The sequence below is a fragment of the Marinobacter vinifirmus genome (genome assembly GCF_002258215.1).
Classification (GTDB): Bacteria; Pseudomonadota; Gammaproteobacteria; order Pseudomonadales; family Oleiphilaceae; genus Marinobacter; species Marinobacter vinifirmus.
Genome location: NZ_NEFY01000008.1, coordinates 117,958 through 135,265 on the forward strand (window position 1 = coordinate 117,958; position 17,308 = coordinate 135,265).

The window sequence follows — 17,308 nt, forward strand, 5'->3', positions numbered from 1 at the left end:
CTGTTCTGCTTGTCTGTTTGGTTGTCTGAAATTGTAGCCAGCACGTTTAGCCAATTTCTGTAGCTTTGACTATAGCGACAGAGTGGCAAGTGTTGATCAGCCAAAAGTGTGATTCTGCTTCTGGAATCCCTCCTCGCACGGTTGGAGTGGCCTTCCTGAAAAATAGTGGGCTGTGAGGGGTTTGTCGAGTGGCCGGGTGCACAGAAACGCCGCTTTTAACAATTTGTTGCGAATATGAACGGAACGGGCCATAGATTTTGCCGTTTCAGGTAATAGCGCCGTTCGCCTTCCGTCGCATCACGCGCCAGCGGGAATTTCTGGTAAACTCTCGCTTCCTTATTTAAAGGCAGGGGCTGCCTTGGCAGTTCCGCACCATTCCCATAATCAGAAAGCTGATGAGGCGACTATGACCACCGTAATCCGCCAGGACGACCTGATCGAAAGCGTAGCCGATGCGCTGCAGTTTATTTCCTATTACCATCCGAAGGATTTCATTCAGGCCGTGTACGAGGCCTACCAGCGGGAAGAGTCCCAGGCGGCCAAGGATGCCATGGCCCAGATTCTGATCAACTCCCGCATGTGCGCCCAGGGTCATCGTCCGATCTGCCAGGACACCGGTATTGTCACCGTGTTCGTGAACATCGGTATGGATGTGAAGTTCGAGTGCGACATGGCGCTGGACGATGTGATCAACGAAGGCGTTCGCCGCGCTTACACCCATCCGGACAACGTACTGCGGGCCTCTGTGCTGGCAGACCCGGACGGCAAGCGCCAGAACACCAAGGACAACACCCCGGCCATCATCCACTACAAGATGGTGCCGGGTAACACCGTGGAAATCCACGTAGCAGCCAAGGGCGGCGGTTCTGAAGCCAAGTCCAAGTTTGCCATGCTGAACCCGTCTGACTCTGTTGTGGAGTGGGTTCTGAAAATGATTCCGCAGATGGGTGCCGGCTGGTGTCCGCCTGGCATGCTGGGTATTGGTATTGGTGGTACCGCCGAGAAGGCGATGGAACTGGCCAAGGAAGCCCTGCTGGATCCGATCGATATTCACGACCTTCAGGCCCGTGGCGCCTCCAGCCGTGCTGAAGAGCTACGACTTGAGCTGTTCGAGAAGGTAAACGATCTGGGCATCGGCGCCCAGGGTCTGGGTGGCCTGACTACCGTTCTGGATGTGAAGGTAAAAGACTATCCCACCCACGCCGCCAACAAGCCGGTGGCGATCATCCCGAACTGTGCCGCTACCCGCCACGCGCACTTTGTGCTGGATGGCACTGGCCCCTCCCTGCAGACGCCGCCGAGCCTGGACGACTGGCCGGAAATCACCTGGGAAGTGGGTGAGAATGTTCGCCGCGTGAACCTGGACACCGTGACACCGGAAGACGTGAAAGACTGGCAGCCGGGTGAAACCGTTCTGCTGTCTGGCAAGATGCTGACCGGCCGTGATGCGGCCCACAAGAAGATGGTGGATATGATCGAGCGCGGCGAAGAGCTGCCGGTGGATCTGAAAGGTCGCTTCATTTATTACGTGGGCCCGGTTGATCCGGTTCGCGAAGAAGTGGTTGGCCCCGCTGGCCCCACCACGGCTACCCGTATGGACAAGTTCACCGACACCATGTTGGAGAAAACCGGCCTGACCGGCATGATCGGTAAAGCCGAGCGCGGCCAGGTTGCCATCGACGCGATCAGAAAGCACGGCGCGGTGTACCTGATGGCCGTAGGCGGAGCCGCTTACCTGGTGTCCAAGGCCATCAAGGGTGCCAAGGTCGTGGCCTTTGAAGAGCTGGGTATGGAAGCCATTTACGAGTTTGAAGTGGAAGACATGCCGGTCACCGTAGCGGTAGATTCCCGCGGCAGCTCCGTGCACCAGACCGGCCCGGTTGAGTGGCACGACAAGATCATTGCTGCCAAGGCGGTTTGATCTGAGTCTGCGGTAGTACCAGTGCAGCCCTGGGCGTTCTGTTCAGGGCTGCCACTGAAAGTCTTTCATCTTTACCCTTCCTTTATACACTTCCACTCCTTCCAGTCTCAGTTTCTCGGTTTGAAGCTGGCAGGTTTCTGTGCCTTCAGGAAAAGCGATCTGGCCGTTGCTGCGGATAACCCGGTGCCAGGGGATGCTGTGGCCGGCGGGCAGCTTGCCCAGGGCCCGGCCAACAAAGCGCGCCTGGCGGCCGAGACCGGCCATGGCGGCTACCTGGCCGTAGCTGGCCACTTTCCCTTCGGGAATAGCGGCCACTACCTGCCAGATTTTCTGCTCCTTTGTCGGTTCCTTTTCGGACTCGTTCATTCAGAGCTCCGGGTTTGGCCGGGTTACAGGCGCAGGGCGCCGTCTACTTCGATCATACGGCCGGACACGTAGTCGTTCTCGAAAATGAACGCTACCGCCGAGGCGATTTCCTCTGGTTTGCCCATGCGCTTCAGGGGAATGCCGGCGGTCATTTTTTCCAGGGCTTCCGGCTTCATGGCGGCGGTCATTTCCGTTTCGATAAAGCCCGGAGCGATGCCCATGCAGCGGATGCCGTAGCGGGCGAGTTCCTTGGCCCAAACCGGAACCAGGGCAGACACGCCGGCCTTGGCGGCAGAATAGTTGCTCTGGCCCATGTTGCCGGCGCGGGAAATGGAGGCGATGTTGATGATCGCGCCCTGGTCGCCGTTTTCGATCATGCGGGTGGCGGCTTCACGGCCACACAGGAACACGCCGGTGAGATTGACGTCGATGACGGACTGCCACTGGGCCAGCTCCATGCGCTTTTCCAGCTTGCCGTCTTTGAACTTCACCAGCAGGCCGTCGCGCAGGATGCCGGCGTTGTTCACCAGGCCGTTCAGGTGGCCGAAGTCGTTGATGATGGCCTGGAAGGTGGCTTCTACATCATCTTCTTTGGCTACGTTGCAGACGTAGGTTTTGGCATCGCCACCGGCTTTTTTGCAGGCCTCGGCGGCTTCAGCCAGTTTGTCTTCCATCAGATCGATCAGGGCGACTTTGGCGCCTTTTGCTGCCAGGTATTCGGCCATGGCTCGGCCCAGACCCTGGCCGCCGCCGGTAATTGCAATCACGGAATCTTGAATTTTCATCGTTTGCCCTAACTAAGTTCACAGGTGGTTTTACGTTCTGTGTGTCTGCGTCGTTTTTATAGGAGGCATTTTGCCCGTTTTCCTTTTGCTTTTCATTATTCTGCCGGTGGCTGAGCTGGCCGTACTGATTCAGGTAGGCAGTGTGATTGGTGTACTGAACACCGTCGGGCTGGTGTTTCTGACTGCGGTGATCGGTGCCTGGCTGTTGCGTCAGCAGGGCCTGGCAACGTTGCTGAGGGCCAATGAGCGCCTCAACAGCGGCGAGCTGCCAGCCAGGGAGGTGGCCGAGGGGCTGATTCTGGCGGTAGGTGGTGCCATGTTGCTTACCCCGGGCTTCATCACGGATACCTTCGGGTTCCTGTGTTTGTTGCCTGGCACACGCCACTGGCTGGCAGCACAGGCACTGAAGCGGATGACCGTGGCCGGGCAGGTTCACAGCCGGAGTTTTTTCTATCAATCCCGTGATGCCAATGGCGACATTATCGAGGGCGAGTACCAGGATCAGACCCGGACAGACCGCGATCGCCTCGAAAAAAAGTGAAAAATTTTTCGTTCAGGGGTGTTGAAAACGTTTCCGGCAACCCCATTAACTCACCACAGATTCGTCTCAGGCTGAAAACCACTGTCTATCAGTGGCTTGGAAGCCGAGGCAATTTGTCGGGTCCGGGGTTCCGGCCAGACATTTTTAACATGCAATTGTCATTGCCACATTAAACTGACTATTGGAGAAACAGAGCAATGAAAATTCGTCCGCTCCACGATCGTGTTGTCGTACGCCGTAAGGAAGAAGAAGAGAAAACTGCGGGTGGCATCGTGCTGCCGGGTAACGCCAAAGAGAAGCCTTCCCAGGGCGAGGTTGTTGCAGTAGGCAACGGCCGTGTTCTGGATAACGGCGAAACCCGTGCACTGGCGGTCAAGGTGGGTGACGCCGTGGTCTTCGGCCAGTATGCCGGTAACACCGTTAAGGTTGACGGTGAAGAGCTGCTCATCATGAGCGAAAGCGAAATCTACGGCGTGCTTGAGTGATCGCAACCGCGATAGGCACGAACGCTCATTAACCCGATCTGATTCAACTTCGGTTTAACGAACAGGAATAGAAGACATGGCAGCAAAAGACGTTAAATTCGGTGATAGCGCCCGCAAACGCATGGTTGCAGGTGTAAATGTACTGGCAGACGCCGTAAAGGTAACGCTGGGCCCGAAAGGCCGTAACGTGGTTCTGGAGAAGTCGTTCGGTTCTCCGACTGTAACCAAAGACGGTGTTTCCGTAGCCAAGGAAATCGAACTGAAAGACAAGTTCGAAAACATGGGCGCCCAGATGGTCAAGGAAGTTGCTTCCCAGGCCAACGAAACCGCCGGTGACGGCACGACCACCGCAACCGTTCTGGCCCAGGCTATTGTGAGTGAGGGTATCAAGGCGGTAACCGCCGGCATGAACCCGATGGACCTGAAGCGCGGCATCGACAAAGCCACCGCTGAAGCCGTAAAGGCCATCCGTGAAATGGCAACTCCTTGCGACGACAGCCGCAACATCGCCCAGGTTGGTACTATCTCTGCCAACGGCGACGAGACAATCGGCCGCATCATTGCCGACGCCATGGAGCGTGTAGGTAAAGAAGGCGTTATTACTGTTGAAGAAGGCCGTGGCCTGGAAGACGAGCTGGACGTAGTCGAAGGTATGCAGTTCGACCGTGGTTACCTGAGCCCGTACTTCATCAACAACCAGGACAACATGTCTGCAGAACTGGATGACCCGTACATCCTGCTGGTAGACAAGAAGATCTCCAACATCCGCGAACTGCTGCCGGTGCTGGAAGCTGTCGCCAAGGCGGGCAAGCCGCTGCAGATCATCGCTGAAGACATCGAAGGCGAAGCGCTGGCAACCCTGGTTGTGAACAACATGCGTGGCATCGTTAAAGTCAACGCCGTCAAGGCGCCTGGCTTTGGTGACCGTCGTAAGGAAATGCTGCAGGACATCGCCATCCTGACCGGTGGTACTGTGATTTCCGAAGAAGTAGGCCTGACTCTGGAGAACACCACTCTGGATGACCTGGGTACTGCCAAGCGTGTCAACGTAACCAAGGAAAACACCACCATTATCGGCGGTGCCGGTGCCCAGGGCGACATCGAAGCCCGCGTTGAGCAGATCCGCAAGCAGATCGAAGACAGCACTTCTGACTACGACAAAGAGAAACTGCAAGAGCGCGTAGCCAAGCTGGCTGGCGGTGTTGCCGTCATCAAGATCGGTGCCGGTTCTGAAGTGGAAATGAAAGAGAAGAAGGCTCGCGTTGAAGACGCGCTGCACTCTACCCGCGCTGCCGTTGAAGAAGGCATCGTGGCCGGTGGTGGCGTAACCCTGATCCGCGCTATCGCTGCGCTGGACAAGGTTGATGCTATCAACGAAGAGCAGAAGGCCGGTGTTAACATCCTGCGTCGTGCCATGGAAGCTCCGTTGCGTCAGATCGTATTCAACGCTGGTGGTGAGTCCTCAGTTGTTGTGGCCAAGGTAAAAGAAGGCCAAGGCGCATACGGTTATAACGCTGCCACTGAAGAATACGGCGACATGCTGGAGATGGGTATCCTGGATCCTGCCAAGGTAACCCGCTCTGCACTGCAGGCTGCGGCTTCTGTCGCGTCTCTGATCATCACCACCGAGGCGATGGTTGCAGACGAGCCGGAAGACGAGAAAGCCGGCGGCGGCATGCCGGACATGGGTGGTATGGGCGGAATGGGAGGCATGGGCGGCATGATGTGATGCCGGCCAGGTCCCGACCAGGTCTCAGTTTTTGAGGCTTGGCCCGATCTACCCCTGAGAAACCCCGCGCTGGTTCACACTGGCGCGGGGTTTTTCGTTTTTTTGTCATGAACTTGCAGGGTGGCTTTGATAGACTCGGCTACCGGTTTTTAAATGTGCAGGATGCAATGAGCGAATCCCCGAAAAAATCCTTCCTTGGCCCCGGCAAGTTTATTCTTCTGCTGCTGCTCGGCCTTGTGGTTTATGGGGTAACGCTGGTGTTCTGGGTGCCTGCCGGATGGCTTTGGCACAAGGCTTCCGAGCATATCCAGTTACCACCCCAGGTTCAGGTGCAGCAGGTTTCCGGGCAACTCTGGAATGGCGCCGCCGGGTTGAACCTCGGAGGTTTCCCGGCAAGGGTGCACTGGCAGTTGAGTTGGCCTTCGGTCACGGAACTGGCAATGCCTGTCGAATTTTCAGTGTCTTCGTCACAATCCCGCATTGAAGGCCTTGCCAGCCTGGGCTGGCCCGCTAATTTTGAAGTAAGCGGCAAGGGTGCCGTTACCGTGGCCGAATTCAGGGACCTGATTCGCCAGAGCGGCGGTGCGATGATAGAAGGACAGGTATCGGTTGATCGTTTTCAGCTGGCCTGGGCCGATAACCGTTTGCAGCAGGCGGAAGGTTCAGGGCGCTGGCCCGGAGGGCTGGTCACCTGGCCCATGGGTAACGACACCGGCCAGGCACGGTTCCCGCCCATGCAGGCCAACCTGGATACCGTGGCAGACGGAGTCGCCCTGTCCATCGCCGAGCAGGGTGCCAGTGGCCCGGCAGCCGATGCCAGCATAGGCCGCGATGGCATGATGGGGATTCGCGTGTATAAACGCATGGTGGACCTGGCCGGACAACCCTGGCCGGATTCCGCAAGCCCGGATGATGTAGTATTCCGGGTCAGGCAGCCGCTGCTGCCTGGAGGGTTCTGACGTGGCAGGTTTGTCGGTACAGGTTCAGGAGCGCATGGCGCGGCTGGTCGCCAATCTGTTGCTGGTGGTGTTGGTCGTGGTTCTTGGCGTTGAGCTGGCGAAGATCACCTGGTTGTTCGCCTGGAACGACCGGCCGGTTCCGGAGATTTACGGCCAGGCCGGTGGACCTGCGTCAGGGCCGGCCGGTGGTGAGCTGGCTTCGGTGGCCGGGTACGAATTTTTCGGGCGGCCGGAAGGGCAGGCTGGCGTTGCGGATGTTGTACGCCGCTCGGCACCCGAAACCGGCCTTCGATTGAAACTTGAAGGCGTGCTGATTGGTCCGGTGCCGGAAGAGTCCGGAGCTATTGTCGCCGGTAGTAACGGCGAAACCGAGTATTATCGGGTCGGGGATACGCTGCCAGGCAACGCGGAGTTAGCGGAAGTAGAGCCCCAAAGGATTTTGTTGCGCCGGGGTGGTCGATACGAATCCCTGGCGTTCGAGGAAGACATTGGAGTGGAGGCAATGGTTGCGGAACAGCCGCAACAGGCGGCACAATCGTCAGACTCCTATCTTGCCGACGCCCGGGCCCGGCTGGATTCCGAAGGCGCAGCAGCGCTGGCAGCCTACGGTTTGAGCCCGGCAGACGAGTCCGGGCAGTCGGGTTATGTGTATGATGGTTCCAACCCGATGCTGAATGCGGTCAATCTGCGCCCGGGGGATGTCATTACAGCCATTAACGGCCAGCGCCTGGGTGATGTAGAACAGGACAAGGCGTTGCTGGATGACTGGCGGAACCAGAGCCAGCTGGATATAGAAATAGAGCGTGACGGATCCATACTCACCGTCAGTTATGCCATACCCGAACAGTGGCGCTGAACGGGTAATTTACAACAGGATGATATCGCCAGATGTATAACCACAAAACCAATCTTCTCCGGACCCTTCTGTTTGTAATCCTGCTGCCGGTGATGTCGGTGGTTCAGGCCCAGGAGGAAACCTGGCGGCTTAACCTCAAGGATGCTGATATACGGGCCTTTGTCACCCAGGTTGCCGATATAACCGGCTACAGTTTTGTGGTGGACCCCCGGGTTAAGGGCAAGGTAACGGTGTTGTCCAGCGCCCCGATGAACAAAGACGAGATCTACGACCTGTTCCTGGCTGTGCTGAACGTTCACGGTTTCACCGCCATACCCGGTGAGGAAGTGGTGAAGATTGTTCAGCAGGTAGATGCCAAGCAGTCTGCCGAGATTCTGGATCGCTTCCCTGTTACCCCTTCGGAACAGCTGATCACCCGGGTAATCCAGATCGACAACGCCAACGCCCTGGAGCTGGTGCCCATCCTGCGCCCTCTGGTGGCAAAGTATGGCCACCTGGCCGGTGTGGCGGCAGCCAATGCCCTGATTGTCAGCGACCATTCCTCCAACATTCAGCGCATTGAGCAGATTGTGCGTGAACTGGACAGCCCGTCGAAATACGAAGTCGAAGTTATCCAGCTTAAAGAAGCCTGGGTCGGTGACATGGTTAAGCTGCTGCAGGAACTGGCCCCGGATGAGCTGGGTAGCTCCGGTGGCGATAACGTGGCGCGCAAGTATAACGTGACGGCTGATGAGCGCAGTAACCGCCTGATTCTGCGTGGCGACCAGACCTTCCGCGACAAGATGCGCGGCCTGATCCGCCAACTGGACCAGCCCTCTGCTACCGGCGGTACCACCAATGTAATCCGCCTTCGCCATGCCGATGCCAAGGTGCTGACCGAGATTCTCAAGGGTGTGATGGGTGAAGTCGCCCGTGAAGCGCCCGGTGCCAGCGGTGCTGCCGGTGGTGGGTCTGGTAGTCGCCAGTCTTCCTCGTTCTCCGTGTTTGCTGATGAAGGCCTGAACGCCCTGGTGGTTCGCGGTGAGCCTTCTCTCATGCAGGAAGCGGAGCAGATTGTGGCGGCCCTGGATGTGCGTCGTGCCCAGGTGATGATTGAGGCCGCCATCGTTGAAATCAGCGACGAGCTGGGCGACCAGTTGGGCGTTCAGCTTGCGGCCGGTGATGAATCTGTTGGCTCGGTACCGGCAATCGGCACCAACCTGACCAGCGGTGAAGGCATGGTGGGCCTGAACTCGGTTATCGGTGCGCTGGTGGGCGATATGATTCCCCAGCTTGGCGGCGGTATTACCATCGGTGCCGGCGAGCGGGACGAAAACGGTATTACCTGGGGTGTGTTGATTCAGGCGCTGTCGTCTTCCTCGGCCGCCAACCTGTTGTCGACGCCGAGCATCATTACCCTGGATAACCAGGAATCCGAAATCATCGTGGGCCAGAACGTTCCGTTCCGGACCGGTGAGTCCACGGTAACCGGGGACGGTACCACCAACCCGTTCACTACCATCGAGCGACGGGATGTGGGCCTGTCCCTGAAGGTGACGCCAACCATCAGTGCCGATGGCCTGGTACGGCTGGTGGTTGAGCAGACCACCGAGGATATCTCTACCACCAACGTGGCCGGTGCCTCTGACCTGATCACCAACAAGCGGGAAATCAAAACCACGGTGCTGGCCGATGACGGCGAAACCGTGGTGCTGGGCGGTCTGATCAAAGACGACTACCAGGTGAGCAAAAGCAAGGTGCCGCTGCTGGGTGATATCCCGCTGCTGGGCCGGTTGTTCTCCTCAGAATCCGAAACCCGCGTGAAGCGTAACCTGCTGGTGTTCCTGCGCCCGACCATCATGCTGGGCAAAGACGAGAGCGTGGCGGCAACCACCGAGAAGTTCAATCGCCTGCGGGATGTGGACCTGAGCGTGCGTGAGAAGCTTGGCTTGCCAGCCCCGGACCAGCAGCCGTCTGTCGACATGCTGTTTGAAGGTCGTCGCCAGTAACAGACGCCGAATCGAAAAAGGCCAGGCTCCCATTCAGGAGCCTGGCCTTTTTATTTCTGCCGGGCGAAATCAAAGTGGAGGCATCGGGCAATCCAGCTGGTCTGCCACCAGTCTCATCAGTTCGTATTCTTTTACATCTACCTTGCCGTCGTGGCTGATGCAGTAGCCACAGGCGTCGATGATGCCCGGTTTCAGGAGAGGCGACAGGCGGCTCAGCATATGCAGGGCTTCGCTCAGCTGGCGCATAGACACTTTCTGTTCTGCATCCTGCTCTGAGCCGCTGCCAAAACCGGCCATGGCCTGCCGGTACAGTTGACCGGCTTGCTCGCTTGAGTCGCTGCCCGCCCGGGCAAACAGGCTCAGCACGCGGCTGATCGCCGGCAATACCTGCCGGTAGTTGCGGTATTTCACCGGAATGATCTCTTCGGCACCGGCACCCAGGTGGCGGTTCAGGAAGGTGGTGAGTGCCAGCTCGAACAGGTTCACCCGCCTGTCTGCTGCCACCAGCTTCTGAACATTGCTGATCAGCTGTTGTCGTTCGTCCGGGTCCAGCTTTCTCAGGGCGGGCATGGCCAGCTCCAGTACCGGGAAACGGGCGGAATCGCCCAGCCTTGCCAGGGTGGGCAGTAATTTGTCGAGCAGGGTCGCCTTGGCGCCCAGCAGCGAATGCTCGGGAATCAGAGCAAGCCATTCCTGCTGTTGCTGGCCCGGCAGTTCACGGATCAACAGACCATAGCAGAGCTGAATGGCGCCGGCCCGGGTATAGAGCAGGCTGCGGAAGGTGGATGGCAGTTGCTGCAGAAGATGGGCCGCGAAAGCCTCGCTTTGGGGGGTAACGGTGCCCACTCTTTTCGACAGGGTGGCGGCGCTTTCTCCGGTGCCGGCAGCCAGCGAGGAGCGCACCGGGGAGAAGCGGTTGCCACCATGGCTACCGCGGGCGGGTTCGACGACCTGATTGACCAGGTCGCCAACGCGTGTGCTGGCGCTCTCTGTTGAGCTCTGGCGCAGGGCGCTGTCCGGTTCGGTATCCCTCAGCCGGCTGCGCAGGCGCGCCAGTAGCCCGGGCTGGATGGCGTTGATGCGTTCGTCGACGGGGGGATGCGAAGCCAGCAGGCTGGTGAATTTCATCCGGGCGGATTCGCCAAAACACATATGGTTCATATCGCTGGCGTGGCTGGTGGTGTCCAGGTAGCCGCCTTTCATCCCGATTTTAAACAGTGCACCACCAATGCCTTCCGGATTACGGGTGAACTGCACCGATGACGCATCGGCCAGCATTTCCCGCTGGCGGGAGACTGCCGCCTGAATCAGCCGGCCGAAGAATACCCCCACATAACCGATGATCATCAGGGCCAGGCCCATCAGGCCGATCAATGCCTGGGCACGGCCATCCCGGTTGCCACGGCTGCGGGCGCCACTGTAAAAACCGGCCCGCAGCAGGAAGTGGCCGATCTGGCCAATCATCAGGATACCCGCAAGCAGGGAAATAAGGCGCACGTTCAGGCGCATGTCGCCGTTGAAGATGTGGCTGAATTCGTGGCCCACCACGCCCTGAAGCTCGTCGCGGCTCAGGTGGGTGAGGGCGCCATGGGTTACCACCATCACCGCCTCACCAGGCGTATAGCCCGCCACAAAGGCATTAATGCCGGTTTCCTGGTCCATTACATAGAGTTCCGGTACCGACACGCCGCTGGCGATGGCCATTTCTTCGACAATGTTGCGCAGCTTCCGTTCTTCCGGGTCCCGGGTGTCGGGCTCAATGAGCCGCGCACCGACCATCTTCGCCACCCGGCTGCCACCGCCGGCTAGGTCCACCCAGCGGATCAGCGAGCCGATCCCGACCAGCAATACCACGGCCACGGCAGTGACCAGGCCATGGCTCGACATCAGCCAGGTGTGGAAGGGCAGGTAGGAGGTGTCGCTGCGGGTGATGGCGTAGCCCACCAGGCATACCGCGAGGGTAATCAGGATAACAGCGGTCAGGAACAGGACCACGAGCAGGCCGGTGTTGCGCCGGGCGTGGGCCTGGCGCTGAAAGAAACCGGGGTTTGCCATGGATCAGGCCTCAGAAGCTGACTTTCGGTGCCTGGCGGGCTTCCGGGGTCTCCAGTTGCAGCTGGGCAGTTTCCTTGAAGGCGAACATGCCGGCAACAATGTTGTTGGGGAATTTCTCCCGGAAGATGTTGTAGCTCATGACACCGTCGTTATAGGCCTGGCGCGCGAAGGCAACCCGATTTTCGGTGCTGGACAGTTCTTCCATCAGCTGCTGTACGGTTTCGTTGGCCTTGAGGTCCGGATAGTTCTCGGCAACCGCGTAGAAGTTGGCCAGGGCCTTGGTCAGCAGGTTTTCGGCGCCACCCAGGCGTTGCATTTTGGTGTTATCGCTTGGGTCGCTGGCGGCATCTTTCTGGGCGCTGACGGCGTTGTTTCGGGCTTCCATCACCTGGGTGAGGGTGGATTTTTCATGATCCATATACGCCTTGGCGGATTCCACCAGGTTGGGAATCAGGTCGTGCCGGCGCTGCAGTTGCACATCAATCTGGGCGAACCCGTTCTTGAACTGGTTGCGCAGTGATACCAGCTGGTTGTAGATAAAAACCAGGTAGAAAACGACAACGGCAATAACAACAAGGCCGATGACAGTGGTTCCCATGACGACTCCTTGGAGGGTTAACAGGTTGTTCAGGTGTTATTTTCCACGATATTCCGGTGGAATGTCTTTAAGAAGCTCTCAAAATCCCTGGGTGGTACCGGTTTGCTGAAGAAGTAGCCCTGACCGATATCGCAGCCTCTGCGGGTAAGGTAAGCCTCCTGTTCCGCAGTTTCCACGCCCTCGGCAATGACCTTGAGTTTCAGGCTGCGGCCCAGGTCGATGATGATGTTGGCAATGCGGGTGTCTTCCTCGTTAACCAGGAGGTCCCGGATAAACTGTTTGTCGATTTTGAGGCTGTGTACCGGCATCTTCTTCAGATAGGTCAGGGAGGAGTAGCCGGTACCAAAATCATCCACCGAGATAACAATGCCTGCCTGCTGTAGCTGGTTCAGCTTTCGGATGGCGTCGGCCATGTTGGTCATGAAGCTGGTTTCTGTCACTTCCAGTTCCAGCAGGGCGGCGGGCAGGTGATGGCGATCCAGTGCACCGAGGATATCCTCCACAATAGACTCCTGCCGTAGCTGAACCGCCGAAAGGTTAACGGCCACCCGCAGTGACTTGCCCTCGCTGGCCCAGCGGGCGGCCTGCCAGCAGGCCTGGTCCAGAACCCACTGGCCGATTTCCACGATGGACCCGTTGGCTTCCGCTACCGGGATGAAATAGTCCGGCGGAACCAGGCCTTTCTCCGGGTGCTCCCAGCGCAGCAGGGCTTCGGCACCGATCACCTGCTTGTTGCTCAGGTTGATCTGGGGCTGGTACACCAGATGGAATTCGTGGTTTACCAGGGCGGAGGCCAGGTCTTTTTCCAGCTGTTTGCGCTCGCGGATCTGTTTGTCGATGCTAGCCACGTAGAACTGGAAGTGGTTGTGGCTGCTGCGCTTGGCCAGTGCCATGGTCTGCTCGGCGCTTTGCAGTAACGGGTCTGCTTTCTTGGCATCTGATGGATAAAGGGCGATGCCGATGGTGGCCGTCAGTGAAATTCGGTGGTTGCCGGCATTCACCGGTGTTGCGAAGCTGGCGAGGATCTTTTCTGCGGTTTCGGCAGCCTGGAAGCCGTCTTTCAGGTTTTTCTCCACGATGACGAACTGGTCACTGCCAAGGCGCGCCACCATGAAGCGCTCGGCGGGCAGGTTGGCGGTCAGGCGGCTGGCCATGGTTTGCAGGATGATGTCGCCGGTGCGGAAGCCGCATTGGTCGTTTACAGATTTGAAGTCATCAATGCCGCAGACCATCAGTGCCAGTGTCCGGTTGTTCTTCTGGGCCGTGATTATTTCGTCCCGAAGGGATTCCAGGAAGGTATCCCGGCTTGGCAAGCCAGTGAGTTGGTCGTAGCGGGACAGCTTATTGACCCGGTCTTCCGCCTCTCGGTGGCGTTTCTGGCTGTCTCCGATGCCCACCAGCAGGTTGTTGGTGGCATTGACCCAGAGCCCCAGCTCATCGTTTCTGTGGCCCCTGGGCAAGGCAATCAGCCGGTCGTCGGGCTTTTCCGGGTCGACTTTCTTTACCGAATGCACAATGCGCAGCAGAGGGCGGGTCAGCAGCAGATGGAATACCACGAACATGATCAGGCCCAGTATCAGCGCCAGGGCAATGCCGGAGGCAAAGGTAACGGCGGCCCGGGTTAGCCAGGTGGCTGCCAGCGGAGCGGTATCAAAGTGGATTTCCAGGTAACCGTAGACGGTGTCCGGGCTGGCGCTGCGGCTGAGGCTTTCGCGGTACTCCTGCACAGCACCGAAAATCGGGTCGGTGATCGGTCGGAAAGCGTTATCCCTCAGGGGGCGAACGCGGCCGCCCAGTTCTTCGCCCGTAGGGTGGGTGATCCTGGCGAGATGGATAGGTTTGAGCGCAAAGAGGCCGTCGATTACCTGCCGGGCCAGGATGTCGTCAATGCTGAACACCGATTGGGTGGCGGCATCGCGGACCATGCTGATGGTTTGCGCTGCCTGGGCCTCCAGTTCCTTGGAGACTCTGCGGGCATCAAGAACCACCTGTACGGAACTCACCAGTACGCCGCAGATGACGGCTGTAGCCAGCATCCAGCGTAGAATCCGGTATCCGAGGTGTTGCTCTACATCCAAGGCTCTGGGCATCCTGCAGTTTCTTGTGTTAACGGCACGGGTGTTTTTGAGGGTTTGTCACGGTTTGTCCGATCAGGACAACAGTATGGTCCAGATTTACCGTAACTGCATGGAGTATGGACGATTTTTTCGGAGTTTTGTGATTTGCCTTGTATCTGATTGTAGCGGATTGATGGTGTTCAGAAACACAAACGCCCGCGCGGGTAACCCCGGGCGGGCGTTTGGGGCGTCAGCAGTTTACCCGCTGATACGCTTGGTGCCTGATCAGGCCAGGTTTTCGTTCACGAAATCCCAGTTCACCAGGTTCCAGAAGCCCTCCAGGTAGTTCGGGCGGCTGTTCCGGTAGTCGATATAGTAGGCGTGTTCCCATACGTCGACGGTCAGTACCGGCTTGTCGGCGCCAGTCAGCGGAGTTTCCGCGTTGCTGGTGTTTACGATGGCAACGCTGCCGTCAGCCTTCTTCACCAGCCAGGTCCAGCCGGAGCCGAAGTTGTTGGCGGCCTTGTCGTTGAATTCCTTTTTGAAATCTTCGAAAGAGCCGAAAGCCTTCTCGATGGCTTCCTTGGCTGTGCCAGTGGGCTCGCCACCGCCGTTCGGGCTCAGGCAGTTCCAGAAGAACGTGTGGTTCCATACCTGGGCGGCGTTGTTGAACAGCGGGCCGCTGGCGCTCTTGATGATGTCTTCCAGGGACTTGCTGGCATTATCGGTGCCGTCAACCAGACCGTTCAGCTTGGTTACGTAAGTCTGGTGGTGCTTGCCGTAATGGTATTCCAGGGTTTCCTGGGACATGTGCGGCTCGAGTGCATTCTTTTCGTAAGGCAGTGCGGGAAGTTCAAATGCCATGAGGTCGTTCTCCCTGTCTCTCTGTGTTTATGGATGTACGTTCAAGCAATATAAGGGCGGTTTGAGTTAAATCAACCCTTTGCCGTTAATGAACTTTTAAACTCCGGGCAGCCCGGCAGGAACTGGGCGCAGGTGCGCACGCGCCATACCAGTTCTTTGTAGCTGTCTGCCAGGATGTTCACATGGCCCAGCTTGCGCCCCGCCCGTTCGCCTTTGTTGTAAAGGTGCACATGAGCGTAGGGCAGTTCCAGTATCCGTTCAATGTCGCCATGCTCGCCGATGATGTTGATCATGCAGCTCAGGCCACGGGGTTCCACGCTGCCGAGCGGGTGGCCGCTGACGGCACGGATGTGGTTCTCGAACTGGCTGGTCATGGCGCCTTCGATGCTCCAGTGGCCGGAATTGTGCACTCTGGGTGCCATTTCGTTGGCTACCAGTCCTTCCGGTGTTTCGAACAGTTCGAGGGTTAATACGCCCACATAGTTCAGTTCGTTCAGCAGGGCCTTGATGTAGCGCTCGGCGTCTTTCTGGACGTGGGCTTGAAGGCCTGGTGCCGGGGCGATGGAGTAGCGCAGGATGCCTTCGTGGTGGGTGTTTTCGGCAATGGGATAGAAGGCAACGTCACCGTCTTCGGCCCGTACCGCAATGATGGAGACTTCGCGGCTGAAATTGACGAATTTCTCTACGATAACCTGTGGGTGGCCGATCATATCCCAGGCGTCGTCGGCCTGGTCCGGGCTTTTCAGTACAGCCTGGCCTTTGCCGTCGTAGCCTTCGGTGATGGATTTCGCGACTACCGGGCAGCCGAGCTCTTCAGCAGCAGCTTTGAGGGAATCTGCGCTGTCGGCCACTTTCCATTCCGGGGTCGGAATGCCGAGCTGGCCGAACAGGGTTTTCTCGGCGACGCGGTTCTGGCAGACCTGTAGGGCCCGGGGGCAGGGGTGTACCGGTTTGTGTTTGGCGAGTTCTTCGGCAACTTCTACGGGAAGGTGCTCGAATTCGTAGGTTACGCGGTCGACCCTGGACAGGAAGTCGTCCAGGTACTTGCCGTCGCGGTCTACGATGGTCTCGCCCAGGCCTGCGCTTGGGCTGCCGGACATGTCATAGAAAACGAAGTCTTTGGCCAGCGGGTATCCGGCCAGGGCGAGCATGCGCCCGAGTTGGCCAGCGCCTAGTACACCGATTCTCATTCGAGCTCTCCTGCCTTTCAAGCTTTGGGAGTGTGATCAGGTCAGGCAGCGCTTTCCAAAACACGCTCCTGCGGCACTTCCCTGTGACGCTTGGGCTCCGCCATCCATGGCTCCGCACAGTTTTGGAAAGCGCTGCCTGACCTGATCAGCAGGTTCTGGAGTTGGTTTCACTGATCCTTGGGATCAGGATTATCCAGGATCGTTTGTGTTTGGGTTGCCCTGAATTCGTCTACCGCCTTTCGCACGCTGTCATCGTGCGTGCCGATAATCTGGGCTGCCAGCAGGCCGGCGTTGGTGGCACCGGCTTTGCCGATGGCCAGGGTACCCACAGCGATGCCGCCGGGCATTTGTACGATGGACAGTAATGAGTCCAGGCCGTTCAGGGCCTTTGATTGTACGGGTACACCCAGTACCGGCAAAGAGGTTTGCGAGGCAACCATGCCGGGCAGGTGTGCGGCTCCGCCGGCGCCTGCGATGATTACCTTTAAACCGCGGTCTGAGGCGGTTTTGGCGTAGTCGAAGAGCAGGTCTGGGGTGCGGTGGGCGGAGACTACCCGGGTTTCGTAGGCTACGCCGAGTTTTTCGAGCATTTCGGCGGCGTGTTCCATGGTGGGCCAGTCGGATTTCGAGCCCATGATGAGTCCTACAAGCGGCTGCATGTGCAACTGTCCTGTGATAATTGGAAAGCCGGCCATTGTATGTTTTGGCTACTTACCATGCAACTTCTGCTTTGTTGTAGGATCCGTCCGGGCCGCCTTTTCCGGAAACCGCTACAAGCCCGTCCATGGGCGCTTCTCTCAGGCCATCCATGGCCTTCGAAATTTCCGGAAAAGGCGGCCCGGACGAATCCCGGAACTCGGTGCAGTTATCCTGCAGGGATAAACCTTTATAAGCTGTCATTTTAAGAGTCACGT

The 17,308-nt window shown here is 58.3% G+C and carries 16 protein-coding genes; 7 read left to right on the top strand and 9 right to left on the bottom strand.

The window, feature by feature from the left end; genetic code table 11:
* The first annotated feature begins 406 nt into the window (after nt 1-406).
* Nucleotides 407-1,921: a fumarate hydratase gene (locus B9Q17_RS11640; protein ID WP_094625356.1), complete on the top strand. Its 1,515-nt coding sequence runs from the start codon at nt 407-409 to the stop codon at nt 1,919-1,921.
* Between the two features lie 42 nt (nt 1,922-1,963).
* On the opposite strand, the gene B9Q17_RS11645 is transcribed toward B9Q17_RS11640, so the two are convergent.
* Both B9Q17_RS11645 and B9Q17_RS11650 read right to left on the bottom strand, forming a co-directional pair.
* Entirely contained in the window at nt 1,964-2,287 is a 324-nt protein-coding gene (locus B9Q17_RS11645; RefSeq protein WP_094625357.1) for an MGMT family protein, read from the bottom strand.
* 23 nt (nt 2,288-2,310) lie between these two features.
* The gene (locus B9Q17_RS11650) at nt 2,311-3,072 is read right to left on the bottom strand and encodes an SDR family oxidoreductase (protein ID WP_094625358.1); all 762 of its coding nucleotides are present in this window, start codon (nt 3,070-3,072) and stop codon (nt 2,311-2,313) included.
* Nucleotides 3,073-3,142: 70 nt separating this feature from the next.
* Between B9Q17_RS11650 and B9Q17_RS11655 the strand changes: the two genes are divergently transcribed.
* The 6 genes from B9Q17_RS11655 (at nt 3,143) to gspD (ending at nt 9,630) form a co-directional block, all read left to right on the top strand.
* Nucleotides 3,143-3,613 (top strand): FxsA family protein, encoded by a 471-nt coding sequence (locus B9Q17_RS11655; protein WP_094625359.1) that lies wholly within the window; start codon nt 3,143-3,145, stop codon nt 3,611-3,613.
* A gap of 197 nt (nt 3,614-3,810) precedes the next feature.
* Nucleotides 3,811-4,098 carry a co-chaperone GroES gene (gene groES / locus B9Q17_RS11660; RefSeq protein WP_094625360.1) on the top strand — a complete coding sequence of 96 codons (288 nt, stop codon included), beginning with the start codon at nt 3,811-3,813 and terminating at the stop codon, nt 4,096-4,098.
* 76 nt (nt 4,099-4,174) lie between these two features.
* Nucleotides 4,175-5,827: a chaperonin GroEL gene (groL, locus tag B9Q17_RS11665; protein WP_058341198.1), complete on the top strand. Its 1,653-nt coding sequence runs from the start codon at nt 4,175-4,177 to the stop codon at nt 5,825-5,827.
* A 167-nt stretch (nt 5,828-5,994) separates the two neighbouring features.
* On the top strand, nt 5,995-6,786 hold the full coding sequence (gene gspN, locus B9Q17_RS11670; protein ID WP_094625361.1) for a type II secretion system protein N: 792 nt from the start codon (nt 5,995-5,997) through the stop codon (nt 6,784-6,786).
* A gap of 1 nt (nt 6,787) precedes the next feature.
* A complete protein-coding gene (locus tag B9Q17_RS11675) occupies nt 6,788-7,642 on the top strand; it encodes a type II secretion system protein N (protein ID WP_094625362.1) in 855 nt (284 codons plus the stop codon).
* Between the two features lie 32 nt (nt 7,643-7,674).
* Nucleotides 7,675-9,630, top strand: coding sequence for a type II secretion system secretin GspD (gene gspD / locus B9Q17_RS11680; RefSeq protein ID WP_094625363.1), 1,956 nt, complete (start codon nt 7,675-7,677; stop codon nt 9,628-9,630).
* A 69-nt stretch (nt 9,631-9,699) separates the two neighbouring features.
* On the opposite strand, the gene B9Q17_RS11685 is transcribed toward gspD, so the two are convergent.
* The 7 genes from B9Q17_RS11685 to B9Q17_RS18285 all read right to left on the bottom strand — a co-directional run bounded on the left by B9Q17_RS11685 (nt 9,700) and on the right by B9Q17_RS18285 (nt 17,294).
* Nucleotides 9,700-11,685, bottom strand: coding sequence for a M48 family metallopeptidase (locus tag B9Q17_RS11685; protein ID WP_094625364.1), 1,986 nt, complete (start codon nt 11,683-11,685; stop codon nt 9,700-9,702).
* A gap of 10 nt (nt 11,686-11,695) precedes the next feature.
* A complete protein-coding gene (locus B9Q17_RS11690) occupies nt 11,696-12,283 on the bottom strand; it encodes a LemA family protein (RefSeq protein ID WP_094625365.1) in 588 nt (195 codons plus the stop codon).
* A gap of 29 nt (nt 12,284-12,312) precedes the next feature.
* A complete protein-coding gene (locus B9Q17_RS11695; RefSeq protein WP_094625366.1) occupies nt 12,313-14,373 on the bottom strand; it encodes a putative bifunctional diguanylate cyclase/phosphodiesterase in 2,061 nt (686 codons plus the stop codon).
* Nucleotides 14,374-14,625: 252 nt separating this feature from the next.
* Nucleotides 14,626-15,204 (bottom strand): superoxide dismutase [Fe], encoded by a 579-nt coding sequence (sodB, locus tag B9Q17_RS11700; RefSeq protein WP_094625367.1) that lies wholly within the window; start codon nt 15,202-15,204, stop codon nt 14,626-14,628.
* A gap of 71 nt (nt 15,205-15,275) precedes the next feature.
* On the bottom strand, nt 15,276-16,394 hold the full coding sequence (locus B9Q17_RS11705; protein WP_094625368.1) for a 5-(carboxyamino)imidazole ribonucleotide synthase: 1,119 nt from the start codon (nt 16,392-16,394) through the stop codon (nt 15,276-15,278).
* A 167-nt stretch (nt 16,395-16,561) separates the two neighbouring features.
* Nucleotides 16,562-17,053, bottom strand: coding sequence for a 5-(carboxyamino)imidazole ribonucleotide mutase (purE, locus tag B9Q17_RS11710; protein ID WP_022989333.1), 492 nt, complete (start codon nt 17,051-17,053; stop codon nt 16,562-16,564).
* Nucleotides 17,054-17,105: 52 nt separating this feature from the next.
* Complete coding sequence (locus B9Q17_RS18285; RefSeq protein WP_154707636.1) at nt 17,106-17,294, bottom strand: hypothetical protein; 189 nt, start codon at nt 17,292-17,294, stop codon at nt 17,106-17,108.
* Nucleotides 17,295-17,308 lie beyond the last annotated feature (14 nt).